We start from the raw sequence: 17,214 nt of genomic DNA on the forward strand, positions 1-17,214 counted from the left end.
TTTGAAAATGAAAAAAATTCCTCCATTTAAATTACACCCCATACCATTATCAAATGAAGCTGCTTGTTTACCAAAATTCAAGTGGGCTAACGATGATGTCGGTTCAAGACATAAACTAGGTGGAAGTCCAGATTTTATTCAGAGTGAAGACATACCAATTTGCGATGATTGCGGCGAATTAATGACCTTCTATGCCCAGCTCGATTCGATCAATGATGACTATTGCATTGCAGATTGTGGGATGATCTATACGTTCGTATGCTTTCAATGCAATACAGTTAAATCAATCATTCAATCTGGTTAGTTTGTAGAAAAATAGGTTCTGGGGTTTCAAGAGTAAGTCCAGTTGTGTAACTCAAAGCCTGCTTTCGTGGGCTTTTTGCACCGTTCGCAATTCTCTGGCATTTTTTAATCAACCTTAGCCCTGCCCCTCCCGTAATGACAGTCTTTTCTCTGCCTGAAACGCTTGCACCAACCTGCCTGTTTTTCAACCCAAACAATCATTAAAAGTAAAATTGATTCGCTAAAAACCACCAAAATGCTACCTTTACAGAGCGTGCATCTACAGTGCAACCACCGCTGGCGCGTCTATAAACCGGTTTTCGCATGGATGAATACTATTTCAAACTATCAACAGCATCCGCCTGACGCGAACAATCCGCTACTTCTTTGTCTGGTTCGTTAATAGGTCATACCCACTATGAACAATAAATTTGCTCTTCGTGCGCTCCTGCCCGGCGCGCTGTTGCTCTCGCTACTCGCGGGTTGTGACACCAAAAAAACGGAAGCACCCACCACTACTGAAAGCTCCGCCGCTACAAGCACGGCGGAAAAAGTGACATGGCCGGCAATTGCCAGCGCTGTCAAAAAAGACCCGGCGGTAGAAACACGCATCGATGACTTGCTGGCGCGCATGACGCTGGAAGAAAAGATCGGTCAGTTGGTACAACCGGAAATCAAATTCCTGACCCCTGAGGATGTGAAGCAGTATCACGTTGGCTCAGTGCTCAATGGCGGCGGCAGCACTCCCGGCAGCAACAAATACGCGACCATGGAAGACTGGGTCAAACTGGCCGACAGCTACTACAACGCCTCGGTAGATACCGCCAATGGTCGTATCGGCATTCCTATTATGTGGGGCACCGATGCGGTACACGGCTTGGGTAACGTGATTGGCGCCACCCTGTTCCCACACAATATCGCCCTGGGAGCAACCAATAACCCTGAATTGCTGAAAGAGATTGGCCGTGTGACCGCGGTTGAAATCGCCGTAACCGGCCTGGATTGGGACTTCTCGCCCACCGTTGCCGTTGCGCGCGATGATCGCTGGGGCCGCGCTTATGAAAGCTGGTCGGAAGATCCGGAAATTGTGGGTGCCTTTGCGGGCAAAATGGTGGAGGGCTTGCAAGGCAAGGGCGGCAGCGAGACCTTTTTATCCAATGATCACGTGATCGCCACTGCCAAACACTTTATCGGCGATGGCGGCACCCTGAACGGCGTTGACCGTGGCCCAACCCAAGGTGATGAAAAAGAACTGCGCGATATCCATGGCGCTGGTTATTTCAGCGCGCTGGAGTCTGGCGTACAGGCGGTGATGGCCTCCTTCACCAGTTGGGATGGCACTCGCATGCACGGCCACAAATACCTGCTGACCGATGTACTCAAAGGCCAAATGGGCTTTGACGGTTTGGTAGTAGGCGATTGGAGCGGCCACAGTTTTATCCCCGGTTGTACGGCGGTGGATTGCCCCGAATCGCTGATGGCCGGTCTGGACATTTACATGGTGCCCGAACCCAACTGGAAAGACCTGTACAACAACCTGCTGGCACAAGCCAAATCCGGCGAGATTACCGCCGAGCGCTTGGACGACGCGGTACGCCGCATACTGCGTGTGAAAATCCGCGCGGGTCTGTTTGAAAAAGGCGCGCCCTCTACTCGCCCATTGGCGGGCAAAAAAGAATTGTTAGGCGCACCGGAGCACCGCGCGGTCGCCCGTCAGGCGGTACGCGAATCACTGGTGATGCTGAAAAACAAAAACAACCTGCTGCCTTTGGCGCGCAACCAGAAAGTACTGGTCGCGGGTGATGGCGCCGACAACATCGGCAAGCAAAGCGGTGGCTGGTCTGTCACCTGGCAAGGCACTGGCAATGTGAACTCCGATTTCCCCGGCGCCACCTCGATTTATGCAGGCATCAATGAAGTCGTCAGCGCCGCAGGTGGCAAGGCAACCCTGAGTGTGGATGGCTCGTTCAAAGAAAAGCCGGATGTCGCCATAGTCGTATTCGGTGAAGACCCCTACGCCGAAATGCAGGGCGATGTGGGTATGCTCGCCTACAAGCCACGCAACCCTGCCGACTGGGAACTGCTGAAGAAATTGCGCAGCCAGGGCATCCCCGTAGTGTCGCTGTTCATTACCGGTCGCCCACTGTGGGTCAACCGCGAAATCAACGCCTCCGACGCATTTGTTGCCATCTGGCAGCCAGGCACCGAAGGCGGCGGCGTGGCCGATGTGATCTTCAAAAACGCCAAAGGCGAAATCAACTACGACATGAAAGGTCGCCTGAGTTTCTCTTGGCCAAAGCATCCGGATCAAACACCGCTCAACCGTGGCGATGCCAACTACGACCCACTCTTCGCCTATGGTTATGGCCTGAGCTACGCCGACAAGAACACCCTGGGTGATGACCTGTCGGAAGACGGCCCCAAAGCCGCTGAAGCGCTGGATGTGATGGAAATCTTCAACCGTCGCCCCATGGATCCATGGCAGTTGGAAATTATTGGCTTCCAAAACGATGTTGTGCCCATGAACAGCAACACCGTCAAAGCCTCATCACTGATGATCCAGGCAGTCGACAGCGAAGTGCAGGAAGATGCACGCCGTGTTGTGTGGAATGGCGCAGGCCCCGGCCAGGTAGCACTCTCGGTAGGCAACCGCCAGGACTTCATCAACTACTACAACAGCGATTCAGCCCTGGTGTTTGACGTTAAAGTAGATTCAGTGCCCAGCGCGACCACTTACTTGCGCTTGGGTTGCGGCTCCTACTGCGCCTCGGACATCGACCTGACCGAGAAACTGAAAGGCTTCTCCGGCCAAGGCTGGCAGACGGTTACCATCCCCTTCCGCTGCTACCCAGACTCAGGCGCCAACTTTGGCGTAGCACAACCACCAGCAGAATATTGGACCCAAGTCCTCGCGCCCTTCTCGCTGGTAACCAGCGGCGAGCTGGATCTCAGCTTCGCCAAGGTCAGCGTAGTAAAAGGTGCCGGTAAAGATATCGCCTGCCCCTGATCAATGCTGATTGCTAGCTAATAAAAAACCCCCGCATGGCAACATGCGGGGGTTTTTGTTGGTAGAGGTTTAAACTGCTCTCAAATTAGAAGCTCGCTCTAACGCCCAACGCATAACGGCCTACGCCTTCACCCACGTAGAACATGTGGTTCTTTTCACGACCGTGGATACGTGAACCTTCCTCAGTGACGTTGATGCCTTCCAGGAAGATGCTGACGTTGTCAGTTAAATCGTAGCTCATGGAGATATCGATTTGTGAGTAATCTTCCACTACCACCGGCTCGTTACTGGTGCTGGTGTAGTAGTACTGGAAGCCACGAACAAACGAATCGCGCCAGTTATAGGCAATACGAATCTGGAAAGGACCATTTTCATAGAAGCCCACCAGGTTGGCGGAATCGCTCACACCTACAACCGCATCGGCGGTTGGTATCTCGCCCAATGGTGTCTCGAAATCATAGTCAGGATCAGCAAATACGAAGGTAGCGTTGGCGATTACGCCAAAACCTGTATCACCAAAAATATGCTGACCACCAACTTCAATACCGCTGACTTTTTTGGTGTCAAGGTTGCGTGGACGACGCATCTCATAGACCACATCCTGACCGGTTGATGGGTCGATCACGCCGGAAATGGTTTCTGGCAAACCTTCTGTCACCACAAAGTTGTCGATAGATTTGGAGAAGGCACCGATAGAGACGTAATCAAAATCGTTAACATACCACTCTGCCGACAAATCAAAGTTGTCTGACATAAACGGCTTGAGGTTCGGGTTACCCGCGCTACCGACACCAGTTTGCCCTTCTCTGACATCACCCAACGTACGTGCAGACTTCAGGTCACTCAGCTCAGGACGGGTAATAGTGCGAGAGGCACCAAAGCGCACAACAACATCATCCATCAAGTCATATTTGAGAGACAAGTTAGGCAGGAACACATCGTAGCCATCACCATCGGTGAAAGGAACGCTATCACCATAGACTCGAGTATAGGATTCACCGGCAACAGCTGGTGGCGTGAGCGACACCAGGGTTTGCTCGAGAGAGGTTGAATCGACAGAGGTATCTTCGTAGCGAGTACCCAGCACCACGGTCAAGTCGCGGCCATTCAGATCAAAGGATTTGGTCGCCTCAACATACACAGCAGTCGTCTGCTCATTAATCTCAGACCAGTTAGGCTGAAGCTCCAATGTCGAGTTGGCTGCATCTTTCTGTGCGGCGGTGGCACCAGCATCTTGCTGTGCGTAGGCTATCCAGTCGTTAAACGCCAGCGGATCAAAGGAGAAATACGCCAGATTGCCCAGAATCGCATGGTTCATGGTTTTTACAGCGTAACCCGCGTTTTGCGCGTCAGCTACCGAGCGATAGATACTGGCGGCTGGATCGGCACCAACAAGGTTGTATTTGCCTTGCAACACAGTGCCCGCCTTCGCCATGTACTGCTCAATGGTTTTGGTTTGATCGGTGAACATCAAACCGGCTTTCACTGTCAGGCTGTCTTCGGTAAAGGTGTAATCCACACGCGACTGCTTGATTTCATCAGTACGTGGATCAGAGTAACCGTCGTATTGCCAGATACGCGCATTGGCCAGCGAGATATCGGTATTGTCGTAATAGTGACTGGCTACGTCATCGCGAATCTCAAAGGTGAATGACAGCGGTGAAGCTTGAACATCAGAGCGGCTGATATTGGCTTGCTTATCCGGCTGCGCTTCCGCTTTGGATTGACTGTAGCCCAGCACCAGTTTGGAGGAGTCACTGATATCCCAATCCACTTCCAGGCCAGTGCTTAAACCAGTCTCCTGGGTAACCGGGTTGTTAACAAAGAAATCCAGGCCAGCATTGGTCACTGTGCGGTTGACGATGGTGGCGTTTTCGTCGATTTCGTACTGCTCGTTATTGCCATAGCCATACCAAGCGGCACTTTCATACTCCATGCCTTCCTGCTGCAAATCCGAGTACTGGGCATCGAGGGTAATCGACAGGTTATCGGCTGGCTTGTATTCAAATACCAGGCTGCCGTTCAAACGCTCACGTTCAAATTCCTGACGTTTTACCGCCGTCTGGGTAGGGTAAAAATCGGCATTGATAGGGTTGCCTTGCGCATCAGGCAGAACCAGATAAGACCCCTGGGTTGCCGGGCGGCGAGAACGCCAATCCCAACGGCGCTGCTCTACCGAATCGGTCTGGTATTGACGCTCTTGATAGCTCACAGCAGCCAGCACACCAAAATTGTCGTTGAAGGTAGTGCTTACCAAACCGGAAATGGCGGGGGTAACGTCATCCAGGTTGGTTTCATTCAAGCCTTTTACCGAACCGGCAAACTTGGTACCCAAGTCCAGTGGCTTAGCCGTTTTTACGTTGATGGTGGCACCAATACCACCAGACTGGGTCGTCGCTGTTGAGGTTTTGTACACCTCAACACCACTCACCATTTCTGCAGCAACCGTATCAAAGTTAAAACCACGGCTGGCGTTAGCGTTGGGCATTTGGCGACCATTTAACAGCACAGTATTGAACTGTGGGCCAAGGCCGCGCACCGTTACCTGACGACCTTCACCACCACTGCGGTCAATCGACACACCAGTGATACGCTGCAAGGATTCGGCGAGGTTAGTATCGGGGAATTTACCTATATCTTCAGAGCTGATGGCGTCTACCACACCGTTGGAGTCGCGCTTGGTATCCAGCGCGCTTTTCAAGCTCGCTTTATAACCAGTCACCACAATCTCTTCCAACGCCTGCTCTTGTGCTTGCGCACTGGCAGCGATAGCAAGGCTAAGCACGCTGATTTTAAACATTGGTTTTGTGTATTTATTCATCTGAGTTTCCACGCTGATTGCTGATTATTGTTAGCTATTGCAACACCCAAACGCCAGAGACGCATGGGGTTGACGCCATGTAGTGCACTTGTATACATGGTTATGGTTGCAAATACTATTACTTGTATGCAAGTGGGTCAATAGACGATGGCAGGAGAATCACTTTTTTACGCCACGCCAGATTCATGGCCAATAAGCAGGATATCGGGGGTTTTACTGCGGAGATCGCAACAGAAGGGGGATGTATCGATTAAAATAAAAATCCCCCTTGCAGGAATAACCTGAGGGGGATTTTTATTGCCAGGCAAAAGGAATAGTACAACTCTTCCGCAGAATAGTTATTCCATTTGTGCACGGCAATATTGCCGCACAAATTCTTCATGAAGCGGCAATTTTTCGGTAGCGTCTCTGATACTTTCTTTCATACGCATTAAAAATTGCCGCAGTTCCTGCTCACTCATCAACTGAGCAATATGATGATATTGCTCAGGCATAACGCGCTGCCCAAATAATACTTGGGTCCAAGAATCGATTCGAAATAGCTCGCCTTGTGCTTGATATGCATGCCCGGTTTTTTTAAATAGCTTCATACGATGCGCCAAAGTTGCAGGCACCTCCATATTTCTGCAGTAACGCCAGAATGGACTATCATCACGCTCGGTTGCCTTGTAATGCATGATGACAAAGTCGCGAATAGGCTCAATTTCCGCAAGCGTTTCACGATTATATTCATCAACCAGGACAGGCTCGACACCACTGAAAGGAAAAAAGCGCATCAAGCGCGTAATTGCCATAATAAATAAATGAATACTGGTCGACTCCAGCGGCTCAATAAAACCGCTCGCCAAGCCCAAGGCTACACAATTTTTATTCCAGCTTTTGCGGCGACGACCAGTGCGAAATTTAATCAGCCGAGGCTCATTGACTCGCGGGCCGTTAATGTTCTGCAACAGCGTCGCACGCGCCTCCTCATCCGTCATAAAATTGCTGCAATACACCAAGCCATTCCCTACCCGATGCTGGAGAGGGATTTGCCACTGCCAACCAGCGTGATGAGCAATAGCACGCGTATAGGGAACCGCTGGACCAACCGATTCTGTTTGTACCGCAAGTGCGGTATCACAGGGCAGCCATTGTGACCAATCTTCGTACCCGGTACGTAATGTCTGCTCAATTAATAAACCACGAAATCCCGAGCAGTCAATAAAAAAATCACCCTCAACTACCACTCCTGAAGCCAACACTAATGCCGAAATAAACCCGGTATCATGATCCTGCTTAACTTCAATTACTTTCCCCTCTATTCGTTTTGCACCGTATTTTTCACTCATCGCCCGTAAAAATGTGGCATAGCGCGAGGCATCCAAGTGATAAGCATAATTAATATCTGCACCCGGACCGGTAAAAAATTTATTTGCCTGTGCCGCCTGAAACTCCAGACAAAAATCACCAAACTCAAAATCCATTCCCAATTCACGACTACGTAACCAAAAATGATGAAAATCCCCCAGCCATGTCTCTTTGCCCGTTTTACCAAAGGAGTGAATATACTTGTCGCCTTGCCTTGCCCAATTTTCAAATGAAATCCCAAGCTTGAAGGTGGCTTTGGTCGCGCGCATAAATTCCTGTTCATCAATTCCCAGCAATTTATGAAATACCCTCATTGGTGGAATAGTCGCCTCACCGACGCCAACAGTGCCAATCTCATCAGACTCCACCAATGTGATCTCAAGCAGCTCACCGAATTTTTTAGCAAAGGCAGCCGCCGCCATCCAACCGGCGGTACCACCACCGGCAATCACAAGCCTTTTAACGGAATTTGCGTGCACAAGAGACTCCTGGGTTGCATTAACTGTTGTGACTATTGAATGAGTATATCTTGCTGCATCCAGACGCTAAGGATGTAGCCATTTTCCAGCTGTTAATAGTTAGTCACAAGCGATTACGATATAAATTATTTATGCGTTCTTCACCTATTAGGCCAGCATTACGTGCGCGTATTTTTGAGCTGGATCAATCGTTGAATATTGCCAAGTGATTCCATCGCCAAATACGCACAGCGCAAAAATCCGGAGCGATGCAAGTGCGCTATATCCTTATCACCTAATGCCGCCAACTTTGATGCACTGATAGTGTAATTGCCTTGTAGGCAATATTGTTCGCGCTCATTGATTTGAATCTCAAGCGTGACAGGTTCTAGTAAATCCAGCGCTAAAAACGCGTCGAACATAGCATCACTGATTTGCATTCCTTCATAGATGCGTAGCAATAATTGATTGATACGATCAAGGTAGGGACTTATGCCTCCGTGCTCCAGAAAAACCGCCTTACCCTCAATTTCACTCACGCGCGGATTATCCAAGTCCACATGTACTACTGGCGCCCGCTCTGAACCACCATCGACGCGTTGATCCTGAAAACCAATTAAAAAAGGACCGCGCTCAATGACTGCCGGAATATAGTCAGCTTGCCAACCGCGGAATTCATCGAGAAATAAATTTTCGTCTGGTTTAAAGCCAAGAAGTACTACCGATTGGAATTTTCCATTAGCCGATTCCTTGCGAAATAAAATGGGGTATTCGCGCTGTATATCACCAAATTCCGTAGGAAAGGTCAGAGTACTACCAAGATTATCGCCAAAGCGCGCCGAATATTGAGTGATGATCTTGAGGTCTTTGTGGGCAATATTATTGAGTAATACATGTTTTGCCATAACTGCTCCGAATAATACTCCGTCATCGATAAATTATTGTGACATTAATGGAATGCTGCCTGCTGCGAGGACAATTTCTCGAGCAAAAAAAAGACCGCTACGAGAGCGGTCTTTTCATTGGAACAACGAATCAAATCCACTACATGACTTGCAGATTAGAAGTTATAACGTGCACCAATTTGATAACGAGCTCCCAAGTCTTCAAGGTACCACAATTGACTTTCTGAGCGGCCATACTGACGAATATTTTCTTCGGTCAGGTTCAAACCTTCAAAGAATACTGTCAGCTGCTCGTTAACATTGTAGCTAACGTTCAAGTCAATTTGTGAGTAAGCCTCTACGTACAATGGGTTTTTGGAGTTACCACGGTTAGTTGCACTGAGGTACTTGTCACGCCAGTTGTACGCCAGACGAGCTTGGAATGCATCGTTTTCATAGATGGCAACGATGTTAGCAGTATCACTCAAACCGGTTAAGGCGAACTGTGAAACACTTGGATCAGTCACATCGCTAAAGCCAATATCACCGCGCACCAAGGTGTAGTTCGCTTGTACACCAAAACCGGTATCACCAAAGAAGTGTTGAACAGCGAATTCAGCGCCGTAAATTTTGGCTTCTTTATTGTTAACCGGAGTAGAGGTACGGAACACCATTTCCGGATCGCCTGCAACAGGAATCAAATCATAGGCAGTAGCAACATCAATCTGGAACTGCGATGAGTTGACATAATCATTTGCACCGCCGGGGAATGCGGTTGGATTATCCAATACCGCCATCATCACAAACAGTGATGTGTCATCCACTGGGATATCGCGGGCAATCAAGGCTTCTGCGGCAGCTTGTGCACGAGGGCCATTGGTTTGATCCAACACACCAAAGTGGTTTTTATCAACCTGCTCAGTACCCACAAAGTTGGCTACACGTTTTTCAAACAAACCGACAGATGCATAGCTTGAATCGTCGTAATACCACTCAAGGGATACGTCAAAGTTGTTCGACTCCAAGGGCACCAACTGCGGGTTACCTTCGTTAGCCGTTGGACGTGAACCCAGATAAGTAGAACCAATGGTCCCATAGTTACTGACAGAAGCTTGCAAATCACCATAACCTGCACGAGCGATGGTTTTACTATAAGACACACGACCTTTCAAATCCTCGCGCAATGCAATATCGAAGTCCACGCTTGGCAACAGGTGATCGTAGCTTGTTTTGCCAGATAACACAGTCACAGTGCTCTCTCTGACAGTTTGGAAGTCGTTGTTGTCTTGCCACAACAAATAGCGCGGCAACAGCGAATCAGAACTAGAGTACACATCGGTTGTTTCATAGCGGAAACCAGTCAAATAATTGGTTTCCATACCCGCCAACTCACCCTTAACCGCAACCTGGAAGTAGAAGGCATCGGTGTCTTCTTTCACAATGTTGTTTTGTGAGAAATCAGGATTGTAGGCAAGCGCATAACCGTTTGCCGATGTACCGTATTTATCAACACCCCATTGAGTCAAAGCAATTGCATCACCTTTGAAACCAATTTGCGATGAAGCAGAGGTATTGTAATCGTCATACTCACCAGCAAGGTTGAAGTCCTGAATCAAGTCAGCAGGAATTTCACCTGGGCTGGCAATACCCCAGTCACCCAAGCCCATGTAACGGTCAGATGCTTGTTGCGTGGTTTCCATTGAACGCGATTCAACACCGAATTCAAAACGACCGTCTTCAAACTCAAAACCACCGTCAATTTTCACTTGGGTAATATCAGTTTTTTGTGCAGCATAGAAAATACGTGCAACTTGCGATCCTATATCACCTTTATCGAGGACACCGTTATTATTGCCGCGGACACTGTCATCAACAACAATTTGATATGTGGGCAGGTCGCCACTGTAGTTAACAACTTGTGAGGCTAATACTGGTGCCCCCATACTGAATGCAATTTCACCGGATTTACCTGGGCCAGTTGGCAAGCTTTCCATGCTGGAATCATGCGCATCCAACGCCAGAGAGAAGCGGTCATTTACTTGCCACTCGACGTTCAAACCTGTCGATTCCAATGTATTGGTCTGCTCACGGTATTGCTGCTCAAAACCGTGATCTTTACCACTGAGCTTTTCAGAAATAATTATTGGAGAAGCAACAGGCGAGTTATCAAACTCCAAACGATCTACCGAGTTACCGTTGGCAAACCAGATAGTAGCTTCACCGCGATGCTCGGAAATATTGTTTTCCGCGTAGGTGTAGTCAACAGTTGTGGTCAGATTTTCTTGTGGCCTGAACTGCAAGGTCAACTGAGCATTGGTGCGCTCACGCTGCGAATCGGAGAATGCATAGCGAATATCGTTAGGACGCGCATAAAGCTGGCCTTCATCCGGTGCATTGATAATTTCTGCATCATCGGCAAAAGAATAGAGATTATTGGTACCCCAACGACCGATATTCCAATCATTTACAGTAGCGTTAGAGTTACCGAAATCACGTTTTTGTTGGCTGGCAGTCAGTGATACACCAAACATATCACTATCGTCCGCCCAGCTCACAATACCGGAAAGTTCTGGCGTTACATCATCACCAGTGCGGTTGGTAGAATCCATTACTGCCTTACCGCCAATGCTGGCTTTAAAACCGCCATTGTCGAGCGGGCGAGCCGTTTTGATGTTTACCGTTGCACCAATACCGCCTGTGGCAATATTCGCTTTGCTGGTTTTATACACTTCTACCGCGCTCACGCTTTCAGAGGCAAGGTTGGCAAAGTCAAAGGCGCGGGTTGCGCCGCCACGAGTACCACCGGAGCCACTGCCGCCGCCATAGGCATTCGCCGCTGGCATCATACGGCCGTTCAGAGTGATCATATTGTTATCGCCGCCAAAGCCACGTACAGTCACTTCCGAACCTTCGCCGTTAACACGACTGATAGATACACCGGTAATACGTTGTAATGATTCTGCGAGGTTAGTATCGGGGAATTTACCCATGTCTTCAGAGTTGATGGCATCAACTACACCAGCCGAGTTACGCTTGGTGTCTGCCGATGCCTCAAGGCTGGCACGAATACCTGTTACCATAACCTCTTCGAGGTTGTCGTCTTGTGCTACAGCATAACCACCCAAACCACTTAACATGGTCGATGCGATTGCTGAAGCAATGAGTTTCTTATTAAAGCGTGCTGTTTTGTTCATGGAGCAACTCTCCTGGAAATTGTTATCGTGTATGTCAGCCCGAGGATGTAGTTAACTTTGGGTGGTTAAACTCCTTAACCGAAAAAGAACACACCAAAAGTTCTGGTTGGCAACTCATCCATTCTCATCAAAAACCTCTCAGCAGTATCGATCAACACTCACTAATGATAAAAACCAGTTCTCACACCGGTGATAACCAATCCGCTGAAATGGTGCCATACAAGTATCATATGTTCATATTGACAACAACATAAAATAACCAAAGATGTTTAGAATTGTTTTGATCTGTTACGAGAATACACAATGTGTAAAAAATGGTGGAAAACAGCGACAGTGCCCACCCCCACATGAAGGTGGGCACCAGGAGATTATTTATCGGACTTATCTACAGAAAAAGGCAAAATATTAACGACTTGTACAACGTGCTTATCGTCTTCTGTTTGATTAACGCGCGTTTCTAATTCGCGATTTTTAATCTTAAAACGCATTTCATCCTTAAAACCACAAGCAATACATTCGCGGTAGTCTTTGCCGTCCTCACTGTAGACAACCAACTTATCCAATTCCGAACAGCGCGGACATACCGCACCTGCGACAAACCGACGTTTCGTGCTGTAAGCCATTATGCAGCCTCCACAACTATGCCGGAGTGACGCAGGAGCGCATCAATTTGTGGTTCACGGCCACGGAAGTTTTTAAATAAATCCATCGGCACTTTGCTACCACCTTGCTGCAAAATTTCCTGCAGAAAACTTTCGCCCGTTTGTGCGTTAAAAATCCCTTCTTCTTCAAAACGCGAGTAGGCATCTGCCGACAATACTTCTGCCCATTTGTAGCTGTAGTAGCCTGCAGCATAACCGCCAGCAAAAATGTGGCTGAAACTATTTTCAAAGCGATTAAACGCGGGCGGCTTGATGACAGCGACCTGTTCACGTACCTGATTTAAAACTGTTTGCGCCGATTGTGGGGCGGCCGGGTTGTACTCGGCGTGCAACCGGAAATCGAACAATGAAAATTCAATCTGGCGAATCATTTGCAAACCGGACTGGAAGTTTTTGGCGGCAAGCATTTTATCCAGCAAGGGTTGTGGCAGCGGCTCACCGGTTTCATAGTGACCGGAAATTAATGGAATCGCTTCCGGCTCCCAACACCAGTTCTCCATAAATTGACTTGGTAATTCCACCGCATCCCAAGCTACGCCGTTAATGCCACTCACGGCAGCGACATCAATTTGGGTAAGCATGTGATGTAAGCCATGGCCAAATTCGTGGAACAAAGTGGTGACTTCATCATGGGTCAACAATGACGGTTTGTTTCCTACTGGCGGGGTAAAATTGCAGGTTAAAAATGCTACCGGTAATTGCACACCGTTTTCGGTTTTGCGGCGCACACGACAATCGGCCATCCAGGCGCCGCCGCGTTTTTTGTCGCGCGCAAATAAATCGAGATAAAAACTCGCTACCTGCTCGCCGTTTTTTTCAATGTGATAGAAGCGTACATCCGGGTGATAAGTATCAAACTCGGCGATTTGTTTTACCTCAATTCCAAACAACCGCCGTACCACTTCAAACATGCCTGCGATCACTTTTTCTGCCGGGAAATAAGCGCGCAATTCTTCTTGCGACACGGCGTATTTTTCCACACGCAATTTTTCGCTGTAGTAAGTAGTGTCCCAAGCTTGCAAATCGGCACAGCCTTGTGCGGCGGCAAAGTCGCGCAGCTCTTGATAATCGCGCTCCGCAAAGGGTTTGGACTTTTGCGCGAGTTCGTTTAAAAACTGGATTACCTGCTCAGTGGACTCGGCCATTTTACTCGCCAGTGAACGCTCGGCGTAATTCGCAAAACCGAGCAGTTGCGCAAGCTCGTGGCGCAGCGCCAGGGTTTCGGCGATCAGCGCCGAGTTGTCCCATTCTGCGGCGGCGGAGCCATCGGCTTTTTTGCCTGCTGCTGACGCGCGTGTCACATAGGCGGTATACATCTCTTCGCGCAGTGCACGATTTTCCGCATACATCATCACCGCGTAGTAGGACGGGAAATCGAGGGTGATCACGTAGCCGCTGAGATTTTTTTGCGCGGCGGCCTGCGCCGCTTGGGCTAACGCCGATTCGGGCAACCCGGTCAGCGCCGTGACATCGTCAAATTGTTTGTACCAGGCCTGGGTTGCATCCAGCACGTTGTTGGAAAATTGGGTGGAGAGCTCTGAGAGGCGTTTTTGAATATCGCCAAAGCGTTTTTTATCGGCTGCATTCAAGGCGACACCGCCCAAACGGAAATCGCGCAGGGCATTATTGATTGATTGTTGCTGCGCCTGACTGAGCCTGGCGAACTCCGCACTGTCTGCCAGTTGTTGATAGGCTTGGTAGAGCGCTTCGTTTTGACTGAACTCGGTAGAGTATTCAGTGAGTAAGGCGACGCTTTCGGTGTAGGCAGCGCGCAGTTCATCGCTGTTGGCGACTGCATTTAAATGGCTTACGGGCGCCCAGGCTTGATCGAGCTTATCGCCCTGGTTTTCCAGTGGTGCGATTAGCGTGTCCCACGTGGGCACCGGGTTTGCCGCCAACAGCTGTTGCAACTGGGCGCGACCATCGGCCACCAAGCTGCTGATTGCCGGGGTGACATGTTCCGGCTTGATCGCACTAAAGGGGGGCAAGCGGTGGGAAACTAACAGGGGATTGGTCATGCACTGGCTCCGTAAAACGAAAATCGGCGGGGTTTGGCGTATCATACACCCATTAAAGACACGCATTTTCAGGAGCATAACTATGGGCGCGATAAGAAGTTTCCAAGGCCTGCAACCGCAATTGGGCGCGCGGGTGCTGGTAGATGAATCGGCGGTGGTCATTGGCGATGTGGTGCTAGGCGATGACAGCTCCGTCTGGCCCTGTGTGGTGATTCGCGGCGATATGCACCGCATTCGCATTGGCGCACGTACCAGCGTGCAGGACGGTTCGGTACTGCACATCACCCACGCCAGCGATTACAACCCTGCCGGCCACCCGCTCACCATTGGCGACGATGTGACTGTCGGCCATTCTGTGTGCCTGCACGGCTGCACTATCGGCAACCGGGTGTTAGTCGGCATAGGCTCAACCATCCTCGATGGCGCCGTGGTGGAGGATGAGGTGGTGATTGGCGCCGGTTCACTGGTGCCTCCGGGCAAGCGGCTGGAATCCGGCTTTCTCTATGTAGGCTCGCCCGCAAAACAAATCCGCCCGCTGAAGGAATCCGAACGCCGCTTCTTTACCTACTCGGCGACCAATTACGTGAAATTAAAAGATGCCTACCTGCAAGACGGCACTACTCAGGACAACGAATGAAGTATTTATTGCCAATCCTCGACAGCACAGACACCTTTGCGGTGAATAAAATTATCTGCATTGGTCGCAACTACGCTGAACACGCGCGCGAAATGGGCCATGATCCGGAACACGAACCGCCGTTTTTCTTCTTCAAGCCGCAGAGTGCACTGGCGCAGAATGGGGCCGATTTTATCTACCCACACTACTCGCAGCAGGTTGAACACGAGCTGGAACTGGTGATTGCGATTGGCAAATCCGGCTATCAGATCGCTGAAGATCAGGCCGGTGAATGGGTAGCAGGCTTTGCGCTGGGGTTGGATATGACCTGTCGCGATATCCAGAAAGCCGCAAAAGCCATGGGCCGCCCCTGGGAACTGGCTAAAGGCTTTGATGGCTCAGCCCCTTGCAGCGCGATTCAGCGTGCATCCCTGGCGGATTTGGAGCCCTTTGGCGAGCTGGTATTAACGCGTAATGGCCGCGAAGTGCAGCGTGGCGACTGGCGCGATATGGTGTGGTCAATTCCGGCATTAATTGCCGAAGTGTCGCGCTATGTTCGGCTGGAAGCGGGGGATTTGATTTTTACCGGCACACCCGCCGGTGTGGGGCCGGTAGAACCGGGCGACGAATTGGTCGCCCGTCTTGAAGGCTTTACAGAGGAGCTCCGCTTGCAGGTTGTCGCGGCCTAGCCTCAAGGCAAATCAAATACCAGCGCCTGTACGGCTTTGGCTTGCGCTTGCAACGCCAAGTGGTCGATACGGGTCAGCTTGGCACCATCGCCCGGCGTTACCAACTCGCCATCCACCAACAACTCGCCTTTGATCACATGCACGTAATAGTGGCGTTTGGTGGAGGCGGGTAGCTCCGCCTGGCTGTGGGCATCCAGCAACAGTTGATACACCCGTGCATCCTGCTTGATAACCAAACTGCCCTCGGCACCGTCCGGGCTTACCGCCAGGGTCAGGCCTTTGTTGCGACCAAAATCTTTTTGCTGGTAACCCGGCGCCTCACCGTACACATTTGGCTGAATCCAGATCTGCAAAAAGTGCAGGGGCTTGGTGTCGGATGGATTGAATTCGCTGTGGCGAATTCCACTGCCCGCCGACATCAACTGGAACTCACCCGGCGGCAGGGTAGCCACATTGCCCTCGCTGTCCTTATGGGCGATTTCACCATCCAGCACATAGCTGATAATTTCCATGTCGCGATGACCGTGAGTGGCAAAACCGGCACCGGGGGTGACGCGATCATCGTTGATTACCCGCAGGGCAGAAAAGCCCATATGGCGCTCGTCGTAATAGTTGCCAAATGAAAAGGTGTGCTTGCTATCGAGCCAACCAAAGTTGGCGCCACCGCGTTCATTACTGCGTCGAATACTGATCATAGGTCACCTCATTTTTTACCGGCAGCGCCCCCATTGGCGCTGCGAATAGCGAATTGTGTTTGTTACGCCTGTATCAGTCCTGCTACTCAGTGCTTGGCCAGCAGGCGATCGATACTGGCGCGACCACCACCGGAGATCAGCAGGGATACTGTACCGGCCAACAACGCCAGACCAAATTCGTAACCGTTATTGCTCATAAACAGGCCATTGCTGATGTGTACGGTGAAAATCGCCACCAACATGGTCACCGCCAGTACCAGTGCCGCCGGGCGAATCAGCAAACCCAGAATCAGCGCCAGACCACCAAAAAATTCCGCCGAACCGGACAGTGCAGCCATCAGCACGCCAGGGCCAAGGCCGATAGATTCCATCCACTGACCAGTGCCTTGCAGGCCATAACCGCCAAACCAGCCGAACAGTTTTTGCGCGCCGTGGGCGGCGAAGATGATGCCCAGAGGCAGGCGCAGGGCCAGTGCTGAAAAGGAGTTATTGGTGGCCAGTGTTTTGTTGATGATGCTCATGATGTTCTCCAAAAAGT

Annotated in this window: 12 protein-coding genes; 4 read left to right on the top strand and 8 right to left on the bottom strand. The window is 50.2% G+C overall.

From position 1 onward, the window contains the following. Positions 1-7 precede the first annotated feature (7 nt). Both B0D95_RS13540 and B0D95_RS13545 read left to right on the top strand, forming a co-directional pair. Positions 8-304 carry a DUF1963 domain-containing protein gene (locus B0D95_RS13540; protein WP_078044387.1) on the top strand — a complete coding sequence of 99 codons (297 nt, stop codon included), beginning with the start codon at positions 8-10 and terminating at the stop codon, positions 302-304. Between the two features lie 396 nt (positions 305-700). Beyond that, positions 701-3,289: an exo 1,3/1,4-beta-D-glucan glucohydrolase gene (locus B0D95_RS13545; RefSeq protein WP_078044388.1), complete on the top strand. Its 2,589-nt coding sequence runs from the start codon at positions 701-703 to the stop codon at positions 3,287-3,289. An 85-nt stretch (positions 3,290-3,374) separates the two neighbouring features. Here the strand turns inward: B0D95_RS13545 and B0D95_RS13550 are convergent, their stop codons facing one another. The 6 genes from B0D95_RS13550 to prlC all read right to left on the bottom strand — a co-directional run bounded on the left by B0D95_RS13550 (position 3,375) and on the right by prlC (position 14,676). Next, the gene (locus tag B0D95_RS13550) at positions 3,375-6,110 is read right to left on the bottom strand and encodes a TonB-dependent receptor (protein ID WP_078044389.1); all 2,736 of its coding nucleotides are present in this window, start codon (positions 6,108-6,110) and stop codon (positions 3,375-3,377) included. Between the two features lie 338 nt (positions 6,111-6,448). Next, the gene (locus B0D95_RS13555; protein WP_246841792.1) at positions 6,449-7,882 is read right to left on the bottom strand and encodes a tryptophan halogenase family protein; all 1,434 of its coding nucleotides are present in this window, start codon (positions 7,880-7,882) and stop codon (positions 6,449-6,451) included. A gap of 215 nt (positions 7,883-8,097) precedes the next feature. After that, a complete protein-coding gene (locus B0D95_RS13560; RefSeq protein ID WP_078044391.1) occupies positions 8,098-8,823 on the bottom strand; it encodes a SapC family protein in 726 nt (241 codons plus the stop codon). A 155-nt stretch (positions 8,824-8,978) separates the two neighbouring features. Further along, entirely contained in the window at positions 8,979-11,996 is a 3,018-nt protein-coding gene (locus B0D95_RS13565) for a TonB-dependent receptor (protein WP_078044392.1), read from the bottom strand. A 368-nt stretch (positions 11,997-12,364) separates the two neighbouring features. Further along, positions 12,365-12,619, bottom strand: a complete 255-nt coding sequence (locus tag B0D95_RS13570; RefSeq protein WP_078044393.1) for a YheV family putative zinc ribbon protein — start codon at positions 12,617-12,619, stop codon at positions 12,365-12,367. After that, positions 12,619-14,676, bottom strand: coding sequence for an oligopeptidase A (gene prlC / locus B0D95_RS13575; RefSeq protein ID WP_078044394.1), 2,058 nt, complete (start codon positions 14,674-14,676; stop codon positions 12,619-12,621). Before prlC ends, B0D95_RS13570 begins: the two co-directional genes overlap by 1 nt. 82 nt (positions 14,677-14,758) lie before the next feature. Between prlC and B0D95_RS13580 the strand changes: the two genes are divergently transcribed. Beyond that, positions 14,759-15,313: a gamma carbonic anhydrase family protein gene (locus B0D95_RS13580; protein ID WP_078044395.1), complete on the top strand. Its 555-nt coding sequence runs from the start codon at positions 14,759-14,761 to the stop codon at positions 15,311-15,313. Continuing rightward, positions 15,310-15,981, top strand: a complete 672-nt coding sequence (locus B0D95_RS13585; protein ID WP_078044396.1) for a fumarylacetoacetate hydrolase family protein — start codon at positions 15,310-15,312, stop codon at positions 15,979-15,981. Before B0D95_RS13580 ends, B0D95_RS13585 begins: the two co-directional genes overlap by 4 nt. Positions 15,982-15,983: 2 nt before the next feature. On the opposite strand, the gene B0D95_RS13590 is transcribed toward B0D95_RS13585, so the two are convergent. Both B0D95_RS13590 and B0D95_RS13595 read right to left on the bottom strand, forming a co-directional pair. Further along, positions 15,984-16,676, bottom strand: a complete 693-nt coding sequence (locus B0D95_RS13590) for a pirin family protein (RefSeq protein WP_078044397.1) — start codon at positions 16,674-16,676, stop codon at positions 15,984-15,986. A gap of 86 nt (positions 16,677-16,762) precedes the next feature. Beyond that, entirely contained in the window at positions 16,763-17,197 is a 435-nt protein-coding gene (locus B0D95_RS13595) for a DoxX family protein (RefSeq protein WP_078044398.1), read from the bottom strand. Positions 17,198-17,214: the final 17 nt, after the last annotated feature.

The sequence above is a fragment of the Cellvibrio sp. PSBB023 genome (assembly GCF_002007605.1).
In the GTDB taxonomy this organism is placed as follows: Bacteria; Pseudomonadota; Gammaproteobacteria; order Pseudomonadales; family Cellvibrionaceae; genus Cellvibrio.

Excerpts from the sequence above, each read along its gene's own strand:
- B0D95_RS13540 (WP_078044387.1), top strand. The coding sequence starts at position 8 with ATGAAAAAAATTCCTCCATTTAAATTACACCCCATACCATTATCAAAT.
- B0D95_RS13545 (WP_078044388.1), top strand. The coding sequence starts at position 701 with ATGAACAATAAATTTGCTCTTCGTGCGCTCCTGCCCGGCGCGCTGTTG.
- B0D95_RS13550 (WP_078044389.1), bottom strand. The coding sequence starts at position 6,110 with ATGAATAAATACACAAAACCAATGTTTAAAATCAGCGTGCTTAGCCTT.
- B0D95_RS13555 (WP_246841792.1), bottom strand. The coding sequence starts at position 7,882 with ATGGCGGCGGCTGCCTTTGCTAAAAAATTCGGTGAGCTGCTTGAGATC.
- B0D95_RS13560 (WP_078044391.1), bottom strand. The coding sequence starts at position 8,823 with ATGGCAAAACATGTATTACTCAATAATATTGCCCACAAAGACCTCAAG.
- B0D95_RS13565 (WP_078044392.1), bottom strand. The coding sequence starts at position 11,996 with ATGAACAAAACAGCACGCTTTAATAAGAAACTCATTGCTTCAGCAATC.
- B0D95_RS13570 (WP_078044393.1), bottom strand. The coding sequence starts at position 12,619 with ATGGCTTACAGCACGAAACGTCGGTTTGTCGCAGGTGCGGTATGTCCG.
- prlC (WP_078044394.1), bottom strand. The coding sequence starts at position 14,676 with ATGACCAATCCCCTGTTAGTTTCCCACCGCTTGCCCCCCTTTAGTGCG.
- B0D95_RS13580 (WP_078044395.1), top strand. The coding sequence starts at position 14,759 with ATGGGCGCGATAAGAAGTTTCCAAGGCCTGCAACCGCAATTGGGCGCG.
- B0D95_RS13585 (WP_078044396.1), top strand. The coding sequence starts at position 15,310 with ATGAAGTATTTATTGCCAATCCTCGACAGCACAGACACCTTTGCGGTG.
- B0D95_RS13590 (WP_078044397.1), bottom strand. The coding sequence starts at position 16,676 with ATGATCAGTATTCGACGCAGTAATGAACGCGGTGGCGCCAACTTTGGT.
- B0D95_RS13595 (WP_078044398.1), bottom strand. The coding sequence starts at position 17,197 with ATGAGCATCATCAACAAAACACTGGCCACCAATAACTCCTTTTCAGCA.